This is a genomic window from Streptomyces sp. H27-C3, assembly GCF_030063415.1.
GTDB lineage: Bacteria > Actinomycetota > Actinomycetes > Streptomycetales > Streptomycetaceae > Streptomyces.
The window spans coordinates 1-14875 of record NZ_JASITA010000050.1 but is presented as its reverse complement, the minus strand read 5'-3'; the positions used below and the strand labels follow the sequence as shown (position 1 = coordinate 14875).

The window sequence follows — 14875 nt, the reverse complement described above, 5'->3', positions numbered from 1 at the left end:
GGCGGGGGGGGCGCCCCTGTGCGTACTGCTGTCGGTCGGGGGTGATCCGCGTCAGTGACCCGCGCCCGCGTCGTGCGACGCGGAAGTCCCGTCCGACGGGCCGGTGGTCGCCGTGGCGCCCGCGGCGCCGGACGCGCCCTCCGAGGGCGATCCGGACGGCGAGCCCGAGGGGCTGCCGGGCGGGCTCGTCGTCGCCGAGCCGGACGGCTTCGTGGCGGGCAGCTTGGGGAGCGCGGACGGGCCGACGTCCTTGAAGTCGTGCTTCGCCGGCAGCACGAACGCCCGCATCTTCACCGAGCCGGTGTCGCTGAGCTCGAAGACGATGGGCTGCGCGGCACCGTTCTTCGCGGCCTCGTTGCCCTTGTCGATGACGGCGGAGGCGTTGCCCTTGCCGCCGAGCACGATCGAGCCGCCGGCCGGTACGGACACCGGGCCGTTGCCCTTGGCCGGCGAGAGCTTCACCTTGGCGGTGGTGCCCGGCAGGCTGATGGACTCCAGGGTCTCGGCCTTGGCGCCGTTGTTGAAGATGGTCACGGCGACGGCCGCGGGGCCCTCGGCCCCGGGCTCCGGCTGCGTGACGATCGTGGCGTTCTGGATCTTGATGTCGTCGACGGCGGTCGCCGCGTTGTCCGGCTTGACCCCCAGCGTCTGCGCGTCGTTGCCCGCACCGCAGGCGGCGAGCGAGGCGATAGAGAACACGACGGCGGTCGCGGCGATGGCACCGCGTCGAAGGCTGCGGCTCACGGCGGCGGCATCTCCTCTTAGACATTCGGACGTACTGAGGACAGGGGACCGATCAGGGGCGCGGTGCGAAGCCGCCCCAAGGATGTGTCAGCGCGCTTAGGTTACCGAGCCGTCGACCCTCGCCTGCACCCGACCCGCCCCACCCCGCCCACCCGCACCGGGGAGGTCGACCCGGCTCGCTGCTTTGTACGCCGTTCACCTATCCGGGGGGTGGCATGAGTGCGACCCGAGTGCGGATTATCCGTAAGGAATGTATGGCGGTACGGAACCCGGACTCCAAGCACGGCCGGAAGACGGCGTGAAGAGGCGACGGGAGGCCGCGCGGAGCCGGTCCGGGGAATTGATCACCGCATCGGTGATCGATTATGGATTCGGGCCGTACGGGTGACCGATCTGCGAACGGAGTAGTCGAAGTTCACCGCTCCGAACCAGGCAAACCGGGATGTTCGTCCTCGGTGGAGGGGTCTGCGGTGCGTGTACGGTACGCGTTTCTCTTCCCCCGTACAGCCGCTCCGACCTGCGAATACCCGCTTCCGGAAGCCTTCCGCAGCACGTTCCTGTTGCTGTTGTCAAGCCCCGAGATGTGCCCTGACCTGCGAAAACGTCATTCAGAAGAAGCCTCATCCGTGTTACTCTGGATAGCCACGGAAGGGGTACCTGTCACATGACGTTCAAGGTTGGCGACACCGTGGTCTATCCCCATCACGGGGCCGCGCTGATCGAGGCTATCGAAACTCGCCAGATCAAAGGCGTGGACAAGACCTACTTGGTGCTCAAGGTCGCTCAGGGCGACTTGACCGTTCGTGTGCCTGCGGACAATGCGGAGTTCGTGGGCGTACGCGATGTGGTCGGCCAGGAAGGGCTCGAGCGGGTCTTCGAGGTGCTTCGCGCACCGTTCGCCGAAGAGCCGACGAACTGGTCCCGGCGCTACAAAGCAAATCTCGAAAAGCTTGCATCCGGTGATGTCATCAAGGTCGCCGAAGTCGTGCGCGACCTGTGGCGTCGTGAGCGTGAGCGTGGGCTTTCCGCAGGTGAGAAGCGCATGCTCGCCAAGGCGCGGCAGATCCTCGTGAGTGAGCTCGCACTCGCGGAGAACACCAATGAAGACAAGGCCGAGGCTCTGCTCGACGAGGTCCTCGCGTCCTGACCCGAGCTCAGGAGGTTGCTCCTTCTGAGCTCAGTAATGCCGTGGTGCCCGCTGACAAGGCCGACCAGCCCTTGTTACCGGGCGCTGCGGCATATTCATTATTATCCGTACCCCACATCCCCTGGATTTCTGGTGTGCCGGGCCCGGGCAGCTGCCTCGACCGGTCGTCACGGAAGGGGCCGGTCAAGGCGTCGCGCCCGGCACGCTTGTGGCCATACCCACCTCGGCCGCGAACACAAACCTGGCTGACCCAAACCTGTCCATGCCAGTCCGGGGGGCGAGACGCCACCGGCCCCGGAGCTATCGATGACAGACGAATCGCTGGACGAATCGCGCCCCACCACAGGTCGTGACACCAGCCGCCGCACCGCCGCGGTGATCCCCGCCGCCGGCCGCGGCATACGGCTCGGCCCCGGCGCCCCCAAGGCGCTGCGCGCGCTGAGCGGCACCCCCATGTTGATCCACGCGGTGAGGGCGATGGCCGATTCCAGGGCCGTCTCCCTCGTCGTCGTGGTGGCCCCGGCGGACGAGGCGACCGCCGTCAAGAACCTCCTCGACGAGCACGCGCTCCCCGAGCGCACCGACTTCGTCGTCGTGCCGGGCGGTGAGACCCGCCAGGAATCCGTACGGCTGGGGCTCGACGCACTGCCCGCCGGCATCACCACCGTCCTGGTGCACGACGCGGCCCGCCCGCTGGTGCCCGTCGACACCGTCGACGCGGTCATCGAAGCGGTACGGGACGGGGCGCCCGCCGTGGTGCCCGCGCTGCCGCTGACCGACACCGTCAAGCAGGTCGAGCCTCGCGCAAAGGGTGAGCCGGAGCCCGTCGTGGCCACCCCCGAGCGGGCCCTGCTGCGCGCCGTACAGACCCCGCAGGGTTTCGATCGGGCCACGCTCGTCCGCGCCCACGAGACGTTCGCGGCCGGCGGCGAGGGCGCGGCGCCCGGCGAGGGCGCCACGGACTGCGCCGGGATGGTCGAACAGCTCGGCGTGCAGGTCGTGGTCGTTCCCGGCCACGAGGAGGCGTTCAAGGTGACCCGGCCGTTGGACCTGGTCCTGGCCGAGGCGGTACTCGCCCGCAGGAGGGCCAACGATGTCTTCTGATTCCGCTGATTCCGCATCCGCTCGTCCTGTGATCCCCGCGCTGCCGCAGGTGGGGATCGGCACCGACATCCACGCATTCGAAGAGGGCCGTGAGCTCTGGTGCGCGGGCCTGCTCTGGGAGGGCGAGGGCCCCGGCCTGGCCGGGCACTCGGACGCCGATGTCGTCGCGCACGCCGCCTGCAACGCGCTGTTCTCCGCCGCCGGCCTCGGCGACCTCGGGCAGCACTTCGGCACCGGCCGCCCCGAGTGGTCCGGCGCGTCCGGCATCGCCCTGCTCACCGAGGCCGCACGGATCGTGCGCGCCGAGGGCTTCGGCATCGGCAATGTCGCCGTGCAGGTCGTCGGCCTGCGGCCGAAGATCGGCAAGCGGCGCGACGAGGCACAGAAGGTGCTCTCGGCCGCGGTCGGCGCGCCCGTCTCACTGTCCGCCGCCACCTCCGACGGGCTCGGGTTCACCGGCCGGGGCGAGGGCCTCGTGGCGATCGCCACGGCTCTGGTGATCCGTACGGCCTGAAACGCGGGCCCGCCAGGGGGCACAGGCCGAAACGCGGGCCGAGTGGGTCCGTACAGGCTTCGGCGCAGGCCGAAACGCGGCTCCGGTGGTCCGTACAGGCTGAAACAACGAGCCGGTGTGATGCGTCGGCGCGGCAGCGGGTACTCCTATCGCCGTCAGCCACCGGAGTCACCAGCTCCCCCCCTCCCCTCCCCTCCCTCACGGAAGGCCCCCCATGGCAGCCGAACTTTCCGACAGGCTCAAGGCACTGCTCGACACCCCCGTCTTCATCAACGTCGCCACCATCCAGCCCGACGGCAGCCCGCAGGTCTCGCCGGTGTGGGTCAAGCGCGACGGGGACGAGGTGCTGTTCTCGACGACCCTCGGCCGGCGCAAGGAGAAGAACCTGCGCCGCGACCCCCGGGTGACGGTCCTGCTGCAGCCCTTCGACTCCCCGTACGACTACGCCGAGATCCGCGGCACGGTCGAGATGACGACCGAGGGCGGCCAGGAGCTCATCGACGAGCTGGCCGTGAAGTACACCGGTAAGAAGTACGTGGAGTTCAACCCGTCGTCGGTCAACGACAGCGAGCGTGTGGTCGTCCGGGTGAGCGCGCGCAAGATCGTCGGCAGTATCTGAGCCGGATCCGAACGGGTCCGGACGGATCCGACCGGAGAACCCGTTCCCCGCGGCTCGCAAAGAGTCGCGGGGCACTGTGGTGGGCGCACTACCCTGGTGTGGTGACTCTTCGCCTGTACGACACCAGCGCCCGGCAGACTCGCGACTTCGCCCCGCTCACACCGGGCTGTGTCTCGATCTACCTCTGTGGCGCCACGGTGCAGGCTGCCCCGCACATCGGGCACATCAGGTCCGGGCTGAACTTCGACATCATGCGCCGCTGGTTCGAGTACCGCGGTTACGACGTGACGTTCATCCGCAATGTCACGGACATCGACGACAAGATCATCGTGAAGTCGGCCGAGCTGGACCGCCCCTGGTGGGCGATCGGGTACGAGAACGAGCGCGCCTTCAACGACGGCTACGACGCGCTGGGCTGCCTCCCGCCCACGTACGAGCCGCGCGCCACCGGGCACATCCCCGAGATGATCGAGATGATGCGCGGCCTCATCGAGCGCGGGCACGCGTACGCGGCCGACGGGAACGTCTACTTCGACGTGCGGTCCTACGACGGCTATCTGGAGCTCTCCAACCAGGACCTGGACGAGCTGCGTCAGCCCTCCGGCGAGGGCGAGATCGGCAAGCGCGACCAGCGCGACTTCGCCATGTGGAAGAGCGCCAAGCCGGGCGAGCCGAGCTGGGAGACGCCGTGGGGCCGCGGCCGTCCCGGCTGGCACCTGGAGTGCTCCGCCATGGCCCACAAGTACCTGGGCAAGGTCTTCGACATCCACGGTGGCGGGATCGACCTGATCTTCCCGCACCACGAGAACGAGATCGCACAGGCCAAGGCCTTCGGTGACGACTTCGCGAAGTACTGGGTGCACAACCACTGGGTCACCATGGCCGGCGAGAAGATGTCGAAGTCCCTGGGCAACTCGGTCCTCGTGTCCGAGATGGTCAAGAACTGGCGCCCCATCGTCCTGCGCTACTACCTCGGTACGCCGCACTACCGGTCGACCATCGAGTACAGCGAGGAGGCCCTGCGCGAGGCGGAGTCCGCCTTCGCGCGCATCGAGGGCTTCGTCCAGCGTGTGGTGGAGAAGGCCGGGGGCGTCGTGGAGCCCGCCGAGCAGGTCCCGCCGGCCTTCGCCGACGCGATGGACGACGACCTGGGTGTCCCGCAGGCGCTCGCGATGATCCACACGACGGTGCGGCAGGGCAATTCCGCGCTGGCCGCCGACGACAAGGAAGCGGCGATCGCCCGGCTGGCGGAGGTGCGGGCCATGCTCGGCGTCCTCGGCCTCGACCCGCTCGACGACCGTTGGGCGGGCGCGTCCGGTGAGCAGAGCGAGGATCTGCACGGGGTCGTGGACACGCTCGTACGGCTCGTCCTCGACCAGCGCCAGTCGGCCCGCGACCGCAAGGACTGGGCGGCGGCCGACGCGATCCGCGATCAGCTCCAGCAGTCCGGGCTCGTCATCGAGGACGGCCCGACGGGGCCGCGCTGGACGCTGGGACCGCGCTGAGACCCCGCTCACGGCGCACAGCATGTGCCGCCCGGCCTGCCGGGCGGCACACTTTCACTTACGCATACATACGCACGCACGCATCGAAGCTTCAGGAAACAGGTAGGTCATGGCCGGGAACAGCCAGCGCAAGAACCGCCGCACGTCCAACAAGAAGGGCCCGCAGATCGGCAGCGGTGGCCAGCGGCGCAGGGGCCTCGAAGGCAAGGGCCCGACCCCGCCCGCCGCCGACCGCAAGGGCCACAAGAAGAACCGCGTCGCCAAGGCGGTGGCCAAGACGAACACCAAGGCCACCCGGCGTCCCGTCCCCAGGCGCGGCGGCAAGGGCACGTCTGAGATGGTCGTCGGCCGCAACCCGGTCTTCGAGGCGCTGCGCGACGGCGTCCCGGCGACCACGCTGTACGTACAGCAGTACATCGACAACGACGAGCGGGTGCGCGAGGCGCTCCAGCTCGCGGGCGAGCGCGGCGGCATCCACCTGATGGAGGCACCGCGGCCCGAGCTGGACCGGATGACGAACGGCCTGAACCACCAGGGCCTCGTCCTGCAGGTTCCGCCGTACGAGTACGCGCACGCCGAGGACTTGTCGGCCACAGCGTTCGACGCCGGCGAGGACCCGCTGATCGTGGCCCTCGACGGCATCACCGACCCGCGGAACCTCGGCGCGATCGTCCGCTCCGTCGCCGCCTTCGGTGGTCACGGCGTGGTCGTACCCGAGCGGCGAGCGGCCGGCATGACGGCGGGAGCCTGGAAGTCATCGGCCGGTACGGCGGCCCGTACGCCGGTGGCCCGGGTCACCAACCTGACGCGCGCCATCGAGGCGTACCAGAAGGCGGGCATCGCGGTCGTCGGCCTCGCGGCGGACGGCGAGACCGAGGTTCAGGAGCTTGAGGCGCTGGGCGGCCCGGTCGTCATCGTCATCGGCAGCGAGGGCAAGGGCCTGTCCCGGCTGGTCGGCGAGACGTGCGACTTCCTCGTGCGGATCCCGATGCCGGGCGGCGCGGAGTCGCTGAACGCGGGTGTCGCGGCCGGCGTCGTGCTCTATGAGGCGGCGAAGCGCAGGGCGTAGGTCAGGTGCGGGCGGGCCTCACCTGGCGTGGGGCCGTGCGCGGCGTACCCGTACGCGGCGTTCGGTCGTACGCGATGTGAGACGCGCCACGCAGGAGTGACGGGTGTGCGGCGCCTGGCGCAACGCGGGACGGGCACCTGGCGTAGGACCGCGCGGGTGCCCGGCCGGGCGGCGGCGCGGCGTCCGGGTGACACGTCGGCCGGGGCTGGGTGTTTTGCCCGGTAAGGGAGTCTTGACGGGTCTCGGACAGATCGGCTGCGTCAAGGCAGTGTCCTAAACACACATCACTCGGTTAGATGAGTGTGGACACCAGAACACCCGGGTTCGACGATCAGCCCGCCCTGAGCATGGTCAAGGTGCCTTGCGACCCAGCGCAGGTCATCGTCAACCACGCCAGTTTCCGCGTGCAGCTCGCCCCGAGCCGGCGCCCCGCCCCGCTTTACGCGGGTGCGGGCGGCGCGGGCAGTGGGATGGCGGACACGGCGTTGCTCGCCGGCGGCGCGGCCGGAGTGCGTCGCCGAGCGCCCGTCGTATGGAGCGGCAGATCCGAACCGGGGGATCCTGGCGCGACCGGACTGCTCCAGGCCGTACGCAACACCGCCGAGGCGCGCGCCGGTGGCGCCGGTGGTCACGACGCGGGCGCCACGCAGGTCATCCCCCGGATCTCCGTGGGCGAGGACACCGAGGCGATCCCGTCCGTCGTCGGCCCGCGCGGCTCCGAGCCGCCCAGGACGGCGATGCTGCCCAGGACGCGGCAGGCCGTCGGCGCGTACGACGACTCCGACACGTACGGCGAAGAGCCCTACGACGACGAGGAGTTCGACGGGGACGGCCGGGCGGGCGGCCAGCGGCACGGCGCCGACGCGGTCCGGCACGCCTATTACCCCGGGCGGCGGATAAATCTTGGAGTGGTGCTGCTGCCGCTCCGGGTGTTTCTCGGCTTCATCTCCATCTACGCCGGCATGAGCAAGCTCTGCGACCCCGTGTACTTCGACGGCGGCAAGCGCGGCTCGATGGTCAAGTGGCTCACGTCGCTGGACCCGTGGACCATCGCCGGGCCGCTGCGGGACTTCGCGGTGAGCCACCCCGTGGGCTCCGGCCTGACCGTCGCCTTCCTTCAGGTCGTTGTCGGTGTGCTGACGGTGCTCGGCCTGTGGCAGCGGATCGCCGCGAGCGTCGGGACGCTGCTCTCGGTCGCGCTGGTCGTGACCGTGAGCTGGAAGACCGTCCCGGCGTACGACGCCCCCGACATCATCTACCTCGCCGCGTGGAGCCCGCTGATCATCGCGGGTGCGCCGGTCTACTCGGTCGACGGACGGCTCGCGGGCGAGGCCTGGCGCAAGCTCGGTCCGCGCTCGGAGCTGTGGGAACTGCGGCGCCGCGTGCTGCGTCGTGGCACGATCGTCGCCGCTCTGGTCGTCGGTGTGACGCTGCTGGTCGGCTCGATGCTCGGCGGCGCCGTCCGGTCCTCGGACATGGTGACCGTGCCGGGCCCGAACGACGACCCGACCAACTACATGCCGGGCGCCCCGCTCCCGCAGGAATCCGGCTCCCAGGGCTCTTCGCGGACCCCCGGCAGCAGCAGGCCGGCGCCGACCGCCAGCGGCTCCGCGGCCCCGTCGGCCAAGGGCACGACGCCGGGGGCGACGCGTCAGACCGCCCCGGGAGCTGCCACCGACCCCCGGCGGCAGCCGAGCCAGACCCAGGGCAGCACGGCGGGCCAGGCGCCTCCGCCGCCGCAGCGACAGCCCGCCCCCTGTCCTGCTCGCGCACCCGGTGCCCTGTGCCCGTACCGGGTGCGCACACCTGCGCCTGTGCCGGGTGCGTAGATACGTAAATCCCTCAACCGCGGGCCGCTGCCAGCTCCTTGGCCGCCTCGTTGAGGTCCTTCGCGGTGTCGATGGCCCGCCAGTACGCGCCGTGCGGCAGCGGGAAGCCCGCCAGGCGGCGCTCTCGGGCCAGCCGGGGGAACGTGGTGCGTTCGTGGTCCCCGAGGTCGGGGAGAAGCGCTGCGAAGGCCGCTGAGAAGACGTACACGCCCGCGTTGATGAGGTAGGGCGAGGGCGGCGACTCGATGAAGTCGGTGATGTGGCCGAAGGCGTCCGTCTCCACGGCGCCCCACGGGATGCGGGGGCGGGCGAGGGCCAGGGTGGCGGTGGCGTCGCGCTCGGCGTGGAAGGCGGCCATCTCGCGCAGGGAGAAGCGCGTCCAGATGTCGCCGTTGGTCGCGTACCAGGACTGCTCGGGATGCGGGAGGTGCGCGGCGGCGTACTTGAGGCCGCCGCCGCGGCCCAGCGGTTCGTTCTCCACCACGGTGGTGACACGCAGCGGAAGCTCGGCGCCGTCCAGCCATTCCTGGAGGACGTCGGCGAGATGGCCGCAGGAGACGACCGCGTCGGTCACGCCCTCGGCGGCCAGCCAGGCCAGCTGATGGCCGATGATCGGGGTCCCGGTTCCGGGGATCTCGACCATCGGCTTGGGGCGGTCGTCGGTGTACGGGCGCAGCCGCGAGCCCTGGCCACCTGCCAGGATCACGGCCTGCGTCGGATACGTAGTCATACGGGGCACGATATGCGGCGGGCCGCGGAGGGTGCCCCGGTGCCCGGATAGGCTGCTCGCTCGGTCGGTGGCCTTGTCGGCGCCCGTACCCGGTCAGCCGGCCTGCTGGGCCACGCCGGAGGCGAACGACGTGTCGCAGACGGGGCGGGAGAACTTCTGCGCGCGGGTGGGACCGTAGTGGCCGACGGCGGCACGGCCGAGGGCGCGGGCGATCGACATGCAGTGCTCGGTGAGCGAGGGTCGGCGCTCGATCTCGCGCTGCAGGTGCGTGAGGGCGACCGCGGGGTCCTCCTCCTGGAGTTCCAGGAGGAGCTTGTCGCGCAGTACGTCCTGCGGGGCGCGGGACTTGGCGCGTACGTTGACTTCCTCGGAGGAGGCGGTCAGGATCTGCGTCTCGGATCCGCTCGTGGACCACGGGACGCGGGTGACCGCCAGGGTCCCGGAGAGGACCAGGACGACGGGCAGGACGAGAGCGAGAGTTCGGCCGATTCGGCGGGCTGTGTGGGTCACGCGAGTGAGCGTAGCGGCCCGTAATGATTTGGCGACATTTAGTCACTCTCGTGGGCGATGGTTCGATGTCTATTTTCGAATCGGGTGTTGACGCACACTGCTCGAAATGCCCGGTCTGCCGGGGTATTGCCACGACCACTAGAACTCAAGGGTGCGGGGCCCCTCGCGCGTGGATTTGCCACCGGAGCGGCGGCTGGTGGGGGCGGCGGTTGCCGACTGCCGCCCGGCCGCCGTCCATCGGCCATCGTCCGTCAGTCGCTGAGGCGCTCGCCCGTCGAGGTCGAGAAGACGTGGGTCTCGCCCGGCCGCGGGACGACGTGGAGCACGGCGCCCTTGCCCGGGACGGCGCGGCCGTCGACGCGGACCACCAGGTCCTTGTGCTCGCCGTTGACCTCGGCGCTGCCGTAGACGTAACCGTCGGCGCCGAGCTCCTCGACGACGTTGACGGTGACGGCCAGGCCGGCCGGGGCGTCCGAGGTCTCCTTGGAGAGCGTCGTGGCGCCGCCGCCACCCTGCTCGACGATGTCGAAGTGCTCGGGGCGGACGCCGACCGTGACGGTGGTGTCGCCCTTGTCGGCTGCGGCGGACAGCGCGTCACGGGAGACCGGCACCACGCTGTTGCCGAACTTCACGCCGCCGTCGGTGATCGGGACCTCGACCAGGTTCATGGCGGGGGAGCCGATGAAGCCGGCGACGAAGAGGTTGTTGGGGCGGTCGTACATGTTGCGCGGCGAGTCGACCTGCTGGAGCAGACCGTCCTTGAGGACCGCGACCCGGTCGCCCATGGTCATGGCCTCGACCTGGTCGTGGGTGACGTACACCGTGGTGATGCCGAGGCGGCGCTGGAGCGACGCGATCTGCGTACGGGTCGAGACGCGGAGCTTGGCGTCGAGGTTCGACAGCGGCTCGTCCATGAGGAAGACCTGCGGCTCACGGACGATGGCGCGGCCCATCGCGACGCGCTGGCGCTGGCCGCCGGAGAGCGCCTTCGGCTTGCGGTCCAGGTAGTCCGAGAGGTCGAGGATCTTCGCGGCCTCTTCGACCTTCTTGCGGATCTCGGCCTTGTTGATGCCGGCGATCTTGAGCGCGAAGCCCATGTTGTCGGCGACCGACATGTGCGGGTACAGCGCGTAGTTCTGGAACACCATGGCGATGTCCCGGTCCTTCGGCGGCAGGTGCGTGACGTCGCGCTCACCGATGCGGATGGCGCCGCCGTTGACGTCCTCAAGACCCGCGAGCATGCGCAGGGAGGTCGACTTTCCGCAGCCGGAGGGGCCGACGAGGACGAGGAACTCGCCGTCCTCCACGTGCAGCTCCAGCGCGTCGACGGCGGGCTTGGTGGAGCCCGGGTAGACCCGGGTTGCCTTGTCGAAAGAGACAGTGGCCATGGTGATTGATCCCTTCTACCGGCAGGAACGTGCCGGACGATCCGAGTGGAAGGAGAATGGGTCTAGTCCACCAGAGTGAACTGTTCCGTGACGCTACCTGGCCTTTTGGCTCCTGTCAGCAGTCCGGAGTCGGTGAAATATTCGAAGAACTCCGGATCGCGTTGGTTACACTGCTCCGGTACGCCTCCTTAGCTCAGCTGGCCAGAGCAACGCACTTGTAATGCGTAGGTCGTCGGTTCGAATCCGACAGGGGGCTCTGTGGAACCCCAGGTCATGCAGCCCGTGACCTGGGGCTTTTCCTTTTTCCGTGACCTTTCTCCTGTCGGGGCGTCAGCCCAGAGGCTCCGCCAGGCGGCCTCTGGTGGCCGACCGGTGGCCAAACGTGCAAAAGGCGTGCACCGGCGGTGGCCGAGAGCGTCGACGGGAGCGCGCGGATGACGACCTGGTTGTTGTTCCATCCCTACAAGTCCTCGTCCAGCGTTGCCGGCTGGGAAGGCTTCGGTCAGGTCCGGGGGTCCTGAAGTCTTGCGCCGAGGGGGCAGGCAGCGCGGCTCCGCGTAGCTGCCAGGGGTTCTTCGTCGTGTTCAGCCGCATGGACACCGAGCCCCACCTTCGTCTGCGTCGGCAGCAGCCTCAGGGCCAAGCGGAGCTGAGTAAGCCGGGGCCCGCAGGAGGTCGATGTGATGGTGGCTCACCCGGGGCTGCTCGGCGGTCGCCGATTGGGCCGCGCCCGAGCGGAGGCGCGCTTGGAGTGGCTGTCCGCGAGGAGGGAAGCAGTCACGCTATGCGATCACTCGCGGTCCGTTGCGACTGATGCGTGACGTTCATCACATGTTAGAGCCCCGGTCGGATATCCGCTGACCGGGGCTCCTTGACGCCTGAATCAGGCGGACCGTTCGTCCTTTGCCTCGTCGCTCTTACGCGGAGGCGTCATCCTGGGCCGGCGGAGAGAGGCCGTCGGATCCCCGTCCTTCACCGCCGCCAGAGGCCTCCGGGCGTGCGGCACGAGCTGTACGACCTTCTCGGCGGCGTCGCGAGCGAGATCGTCCAGGACCGACTGGTAGATGTCCCGGGTGATCCGCGTGTCCGAGTGGCCGAGCGTTTCGGAGACCACCTTGATGTCGACCCCGGCAGCGAGCATCAGTGTCGCTGCGACATGGCGAAGATCGTGGAGCCGGATCGGAGGAAGGCCGGCGGCTTCCACCAGACGCTCGAAAAGGTCGCTGACCTTACCGGGGTGGAGAAGGGAGCCGTCTTCCTGGGTGAAGATCCGGCCGGTGTCCTGCCAGCCCTCGCCCCACGCCTCCCGCTCCCGTTGCTGGCGGGTCTTGTGAGACAGGAGGTTTCGGTTCGTCTCTTCGTCGAGGGCGATCAGGCGAATACCGCTGTCGGTCTTGGGGGCACCTTCGTGAACCTCCCAGCCGTCCTGCACGAGCTGGGTGGCGATGGCCAGCGAGTGAGCCTTGGCCGAGTGATCTTCCCAGCGGACGCCGCAGCCTTCGCCGCGTCGTGTCCCCCGGAAGGCAATGAGCCGCCAGAGCACGTACAGCCGGTCACGCTCGACGAAGTCGAGGAACGTTGCCGTCTGCTCGGGGGTCCAGACCATGACCGGCGAAGGCTTCTCGCCGGTCTCTTCCCAGCGCGCAATGCGCTCGTCGCTCCAGACGAGCGCCTTTGGCTTCGTGCCCGGCAGCAACTCGACGTGCGCGGCCGGGTTGAAGGCGGGCATCACCTGCTGGGCGATGGCGACGTTCAGCGCGGCGCGAAGCGTGTCCCGGACGTGCGGCTGGGTGTTGAGGCCGGTGATCCGCCGGAAGGGAGGCATTGCGTCGAGCTGGGCTCGTAGCCAATGGCGTCGGGCGCGGTTCTCGGCACCCTTGTTTGGAGTGGCCTTGAGCTCGTCGCGCACGACGCGCCGCTGGGCGTTCTGTTCCTGGATCTCGATGTTGCGCTCGTTGATCGCGTCGAACATCGAATCGATGTGGTGCACGCGGAGCTTGTCGAGGCGCAGGTGCCCGAGGTGCGGCTTCAGGTGGACGCGGATATCGCACTCGTAGCGGGTCGCCCCACCGCGCCGGAGACGCTTGCGCCCAGCCAGCCAGGTGTCGAGCCACTCCGCCACGGTGACCTTGGAGTTCAGGGACTGCCCTGTCTTGAAGCGGCGGCGGGTCTCGTCGTAGTCCGGGACAGGGTCCTTGTCCTTGACGCAGTTCTCCAGGAGGTCGCCGATCTGGGTCTTGCCCCAGGCGTCGTCCTCCTCGGGAATGGCCATGAGGGCGCGGACCTTGTCCAGCTCCTCCTGGGCCTTGGTGGAGGTCTCGAAGCCGCCACGACGGAACCGCCTGCGGTCGCCGTTCTGGTTGGGTTCGAGTTCCTGGACGGCGGTCCAGGTGCCGTGTCGGCGCGAAGACTTGAGCTTGGGGCAGGACGCGCCGTACTCCTTCTTGGTCTTCGGATCCGTGCAGCGGCACCGTCGTATGAGGTTGCCGTTCTTCACTCGCTGTCCTCCGTGGGGGTCGGTGGTTCGGGCTGGTCGACGAAGGCCAGCTCGTCAGGCAGCGACGGAGGTGCCAGGTCGCGGTCGCGCATCCGGCCACGGAACGTGCGCAGTTCCTGGCAGTCCTCAAACGCGTGCTCCTCGTAGCCCTCGGCGCGCTGCAGGAGGGTGGCTCTGCGGTCCCGGTTCAGGGTGGTGCTGGCCGCCCGCCGCCTGTCCCTGGCCAAGGCGTGGGAAGACATCGCGGCAGCCACCAGGTCACCGTGCTGACGGAAGAGGTCGAGGATGTCCCGAGCGGAGCCGTCGGGGGCGGGCTCGGCCAAGGGCGACTCGCCGGTGAACCATGCGAGCGCATCCCAGGTGGAGATTTCGCGACCGGGGAGCACCTCGACCGTGGCTGAGGACCCGAGCGGGAAGAGGAGAGTTACCGGCGGGACGCCCAGGACGTCCGCCAGTACGACGACCTCCGCGATGGTGATGCTTGTTTTACGCCCGGACTCCAGATTCTTCATCGAGTGCTCGGTGAACTCCGGCAAGCCGCGGTCGGCACAGCCCTGGGCGACCTCGGCCATGGTGAGGCCGGCGGCCTTGCGCGAGTCCCGCAGGCGCCGGGCGATCCGACCGGTGAACGCTGTCGGCCATTGATCAGGTGTCATAGAGACACTCTAGGCAGCAAAAAGGCGCTGCCGCAACCCCGTGATACATCTTTGGCGTCACCGCGACACGAGATACTCCCGGGAGGGCGCCATGGCTGCATCTGATTCGTCTCGTGAGGCACGAGGGCTGACGGGCGACGAGCTGCTTGCCCTCCCGGCCGTGATCGACCTCGACACCTCCAACCGAGCGCTGATGATCGGCCGATCAACGGGATACGGACTCGCTAAGCAGGGGGAGTACCCGGTCAGGGTGCTGCGTCTCGGCAACGCCTACCGGGTGGTGACGGCTGACCTGCTGAAGTTGCTGGGCCTGGAGCGCCCGCAGGCAGGTGGAGGTCAGGGCGACGACAGAAGCGAGCCTCACGGCCTCGCCGCTTAGAGGCGTCAACCGAGCGATGTGCTGACCTTGACCTGTACGACGGCGGGCCCCCGACCGGTGCTTGGGTTCTAACGGTCCTCGCAACACCCATGATCTGTGGGAGTTGCGGGGACCGTGGGCGTTGAGCGTGGTGATCTTGCAGGGTTGAAGGCACGTTTCCTTGCGCGGCTGGATGTCGTGGGGA

At 69.2% G+C, this 14875-nt stretch carries 14 protein-coding genes and 1 tRNA gene; 9 read left to right on the top strand and 6 right to left on the bottom strand.

Annotation, left to right across the window (positions count from 1 at the left end; genetic code table 11):
* Positions 1 to 51 precede the first annotated feature (51 nt).
* Complete coding sequence (locus QMK30_RS33510) at positions 52 to 744, bottom strand: copper chaperone PCu(A)C domain-containing protein (protein WP_283522108.1); 693 nt, start codon at positions 742 to 744, stop codon at positions 52 to 54.
* Positions 745 to 1408: 664 nt separating this feature from the next.
* Between QMK30_RS33510 and QMK30_RS33505 the strand changes: the two genes are divergently transcribed.
* The 7 genes from QMK30_RS33505 to QMK30_RS33475 all read left to right on the top strand — a co-directional run bounded on the left by QMK30_RS33505 (position 1409) and on the right by QMK30_RS33475 (position 8531).
* Positions 1409 to 1891 (top strand): CarD family transcriptional regulator, encoded by a 483-nt coding sequence (locus QMK30_RS33505; protein ID WP_283522107.1) that lies wholly within the window; start codon positions 1409 to 1411, stop codon positions 1889 to 1891.
* 306 nt (positions 1892 to 2197) lie between these two features.
* Positions 2198 to 2995, top strand: a complete 798-nt coding sequence (gene ispD / locus QMK30_RS33500; RefSeq protein ID WP_283522106.1) for a 2-C-methyl-D-erythritol 4-phosphate cytidylyltransferase — start codon at positions 2198 to 2200, stop codon at positions 2993 to 2995.
* Positions 2985 to 3509, top strand: a complete 525-nt coding sequence (gene ispF / locus QMK30_RS33495) for a 2-C-methyl-D-erythritol 2,4-cyclodiphosphate synthase (protein ID WP_283522105.1) — start codon at positions 2985 to 2987, stop codon at positions 3507 to 3509. Before ispD ends, ispF begins: the two co-directional genes overlap by 11 nt.
* Positions 3510 to 3723: 214 nt before the next feature.
* Complete coding sequence (locus QMK30_RS33490) at positions 3724 to 4128, top strand: PPOX class F420-dependent oxidoreductase (protein WP_283522104.1); 405 nt, start codon at positions 3724 to 3726, stop codon at positions 4126 to 4128.
* Positions 4129 to 4229: 101 nt separating this feature from the next.
* The gene (gene cysS / locus QMK30_RS33485; protein ID WP_283522103.1) at positions 4230 to 5633 is read left to right on the top strand and encodes a cysteine--tRNA ligase; all 1404 of its coding nucleotides are present in this window, start codon (positions 4230 to 4232) and stop codon (positions 5631 to 5633) included.
* A 109-nt stretch (positions 5634 to 5742) separates the two neighbouring features.
* On the top strand, positions 5743 to 6702 hold the full coding sequence (gene rlmB, locus QMK30_RS33480) for a 23S rRNA (guanosine(2251)-2'-O)-methyltransferase RlmB (protein ID WP_283522102.1): 960 nt from the start codon (positions 5743 to 5745) through the stop codon (positions 6700 to 6702).
* A 296-nt stretch (positions 6703 to 6998) separates the two neighbouring features.
* Positions 6999 to 8531: a DoxX family membrane protein gene (locus tag QMK30_RS33475; RefSeq protein ID WP_283522101.1), complete on the top strand. Its 1533-nt coding sequence runs from the start codon at positions 6999 to 7001 to the stop codon at positions 8529 to 8531.
* A gap of 13 nt (positions 8532 to 8544) precedes the next feature.
* Here QMK30_RS33475 and QMK30_RS33470 read toward each other — a convergent pair whose 3' ends face one another.
* The 3 genes from QMK30_RS33470 to QMK30_RS33460 all read right to left on the bottom strand — a co-directional run bounded on the left by QMK30_RS33470 (position 8545) and on the right by QMK30_RS33460 (position 11159).
* Positions 8545 to 9261, bottom strand: a complete 717-nt coding sequence (locus QMK30_RS33470; protein WP_283522100.1) for a nucleotidyltransferase family protein — start codon at positions 9259 to 9261, stop codon at positions 8545 to 8547.
* Between the two features lie 93 nt (positions 9262 to 9354).
* Entirely contained in the window at positions 9355 to 9771 is a 417-nt protein-coding gene (locus tag QMK30_RS33465) for a hypothetical protein (RefSeq protein ID WP_283522099.1), read from the bottom strand.
* A 251-nt stretch (positions 9772 to 10022) separates the two neighbouring features.
* The gene (locus QMK30_RS33460) at positions 10023 to 11159 is read right to left on the bottom strand and encodes an ABC transporter ATP-binding protein (RefSeq protein WP_283522098.1); all 1137 of its coding nucleotides are present in this window, start codon (positions 11157 to 11159) and stop codon (positions 10023 to 10025) included.
* 182 nt (positions 11160 to 11341) lie between these two features.
* Between QMK30_RS33460 and QMK30_RS33455 the strand changes: the two genes are divergently transcribed.
* Positions 11342 to 11415 (top strand) — tRNA-Thr (locus tag QMK30_RS33455).
* 627 nt (positions 11416 to 12042) lie between these two features.
* Here QMK30_RS33455 and QMK30_RS33450 read toward each other — a convergent pair.
* Both QMK30_RS33450 and QMK30_RS33445 read right to left on the bottom strand, forming a co-directional pair.
* Positions 12043 to 13656 (bottom strand): tyrosine-type recombinase/integrase, encoded by a 1614-nt coding sequence (locus QMK30_RS33450; protein WP_283522097.1) that lies wholly within the window; start codon positions 13654 to 13656, stop codon positions 12043 to 12045.
* Positions 13653 to 14312 carry a helix-turn-helix domain-containing protein gene (locus QMK30_RS33445; RefSeq protein WP_283522096.1) on the bottom strand — a complete coding sequence of 220 codons (660 nt, stop codon included), beginning with the start codon at positions 14310 to 14312 and terminating at the stop codon, positions 13653 to 13655. Before QMK30_RS33445 ends, QMK30_RS33450 begins: the two co-directional genes overlap by 4 nt.
* Positions 14313 to 14403: 91 nt before the next feature.
* Here QMK30_RS33445 and QMK30_RS33440 point away from each other — a divergent pair, with 91 nt between their 5' ends.
* The gene (locus QMK30_RS33440) at positions 14404 to 14691 is read left to right on the top strand and encodes a hypothetical protein (RefSeq protein ID WP_283522095.1); all 288 of its coding nucleotides are present in this window, start codon (positions 14404 to 14406) and stop codon (positions 14689 to 14691) included.
* Positions 14692 to 14875: the final 184 nt, after the last annotated feature.

Bases quoted from the DNA above. Each gene is read 5' to 3' on its own strand.
- QMK30_RS33445 (WP_283522096.1), bottom strand. From the start codon at position 14,312: ATGACACCTGATCAATGGCCGACAGCGTTCACCGGTCGGATCGCCCGG.
- ispD (WP_283522106.1), top strand. From the start codon at position 2,198: ATGACAGACGAATCGCTGGACGAATCGCGCCCCACCACAGGTCGTGAC.
- QMK30_RS33475 (WP_283522101.1), top strand. From the start codon at position 6,999: ATGAGTGTGGACACCAGAACACCCGGGTTCGACGATCAGCCCGCCCTG.
- QMK30_RS33460 (WP_283522098.1), bottom strand. From the start codon at position 11,159: ATGGCCACTGTCTCTTTCGACAAGGCAACCCGGGTCTACCCGGGCTCC.
- QMK30_RS33440 (WP_283522095.1), top strand. From the start codon at position 14,404: ATGGCTGCATCTGATTCGTCTCGTGAGGCACGAGGGCTGACGGGCGAC.
- ispF (WP_283522105.1), top strand. From the start codon at position 2,985: ATGTCTTCTGATTCCGCTGATTCCGCATCCGCTCGTCCTGTGATCCCC.
- QMK30_RS33470 (WP_283522100.1), bottom strand. From the start codon at position 9,261: ATGACTACGTATCCGACGCAGGCCGTGATCCTGGCAGGTGGCCAGGGC.
- QMK30_RS33490 (WP_283522104.1), top strand. From the start codon at position 3,724: ATGGCAGCCGAACTTTCCGACAGGCTCAAGGCACTGCTCGACACCCCC.
- rlmB (WP_283522102.1), top strand. From the start codon at position 5,743: ATGGCCGGGAACAGCCAGCGCAAGAACCGCCGCACGTCCAACAAGAAG.
- QMK30_RS33505 (WP_283522107.1), top strand. From the start codon at position 1,409: ATGACGTTCAAGGTTGGCGACACCGTGGTCTATCCCCATCACGGGGCC.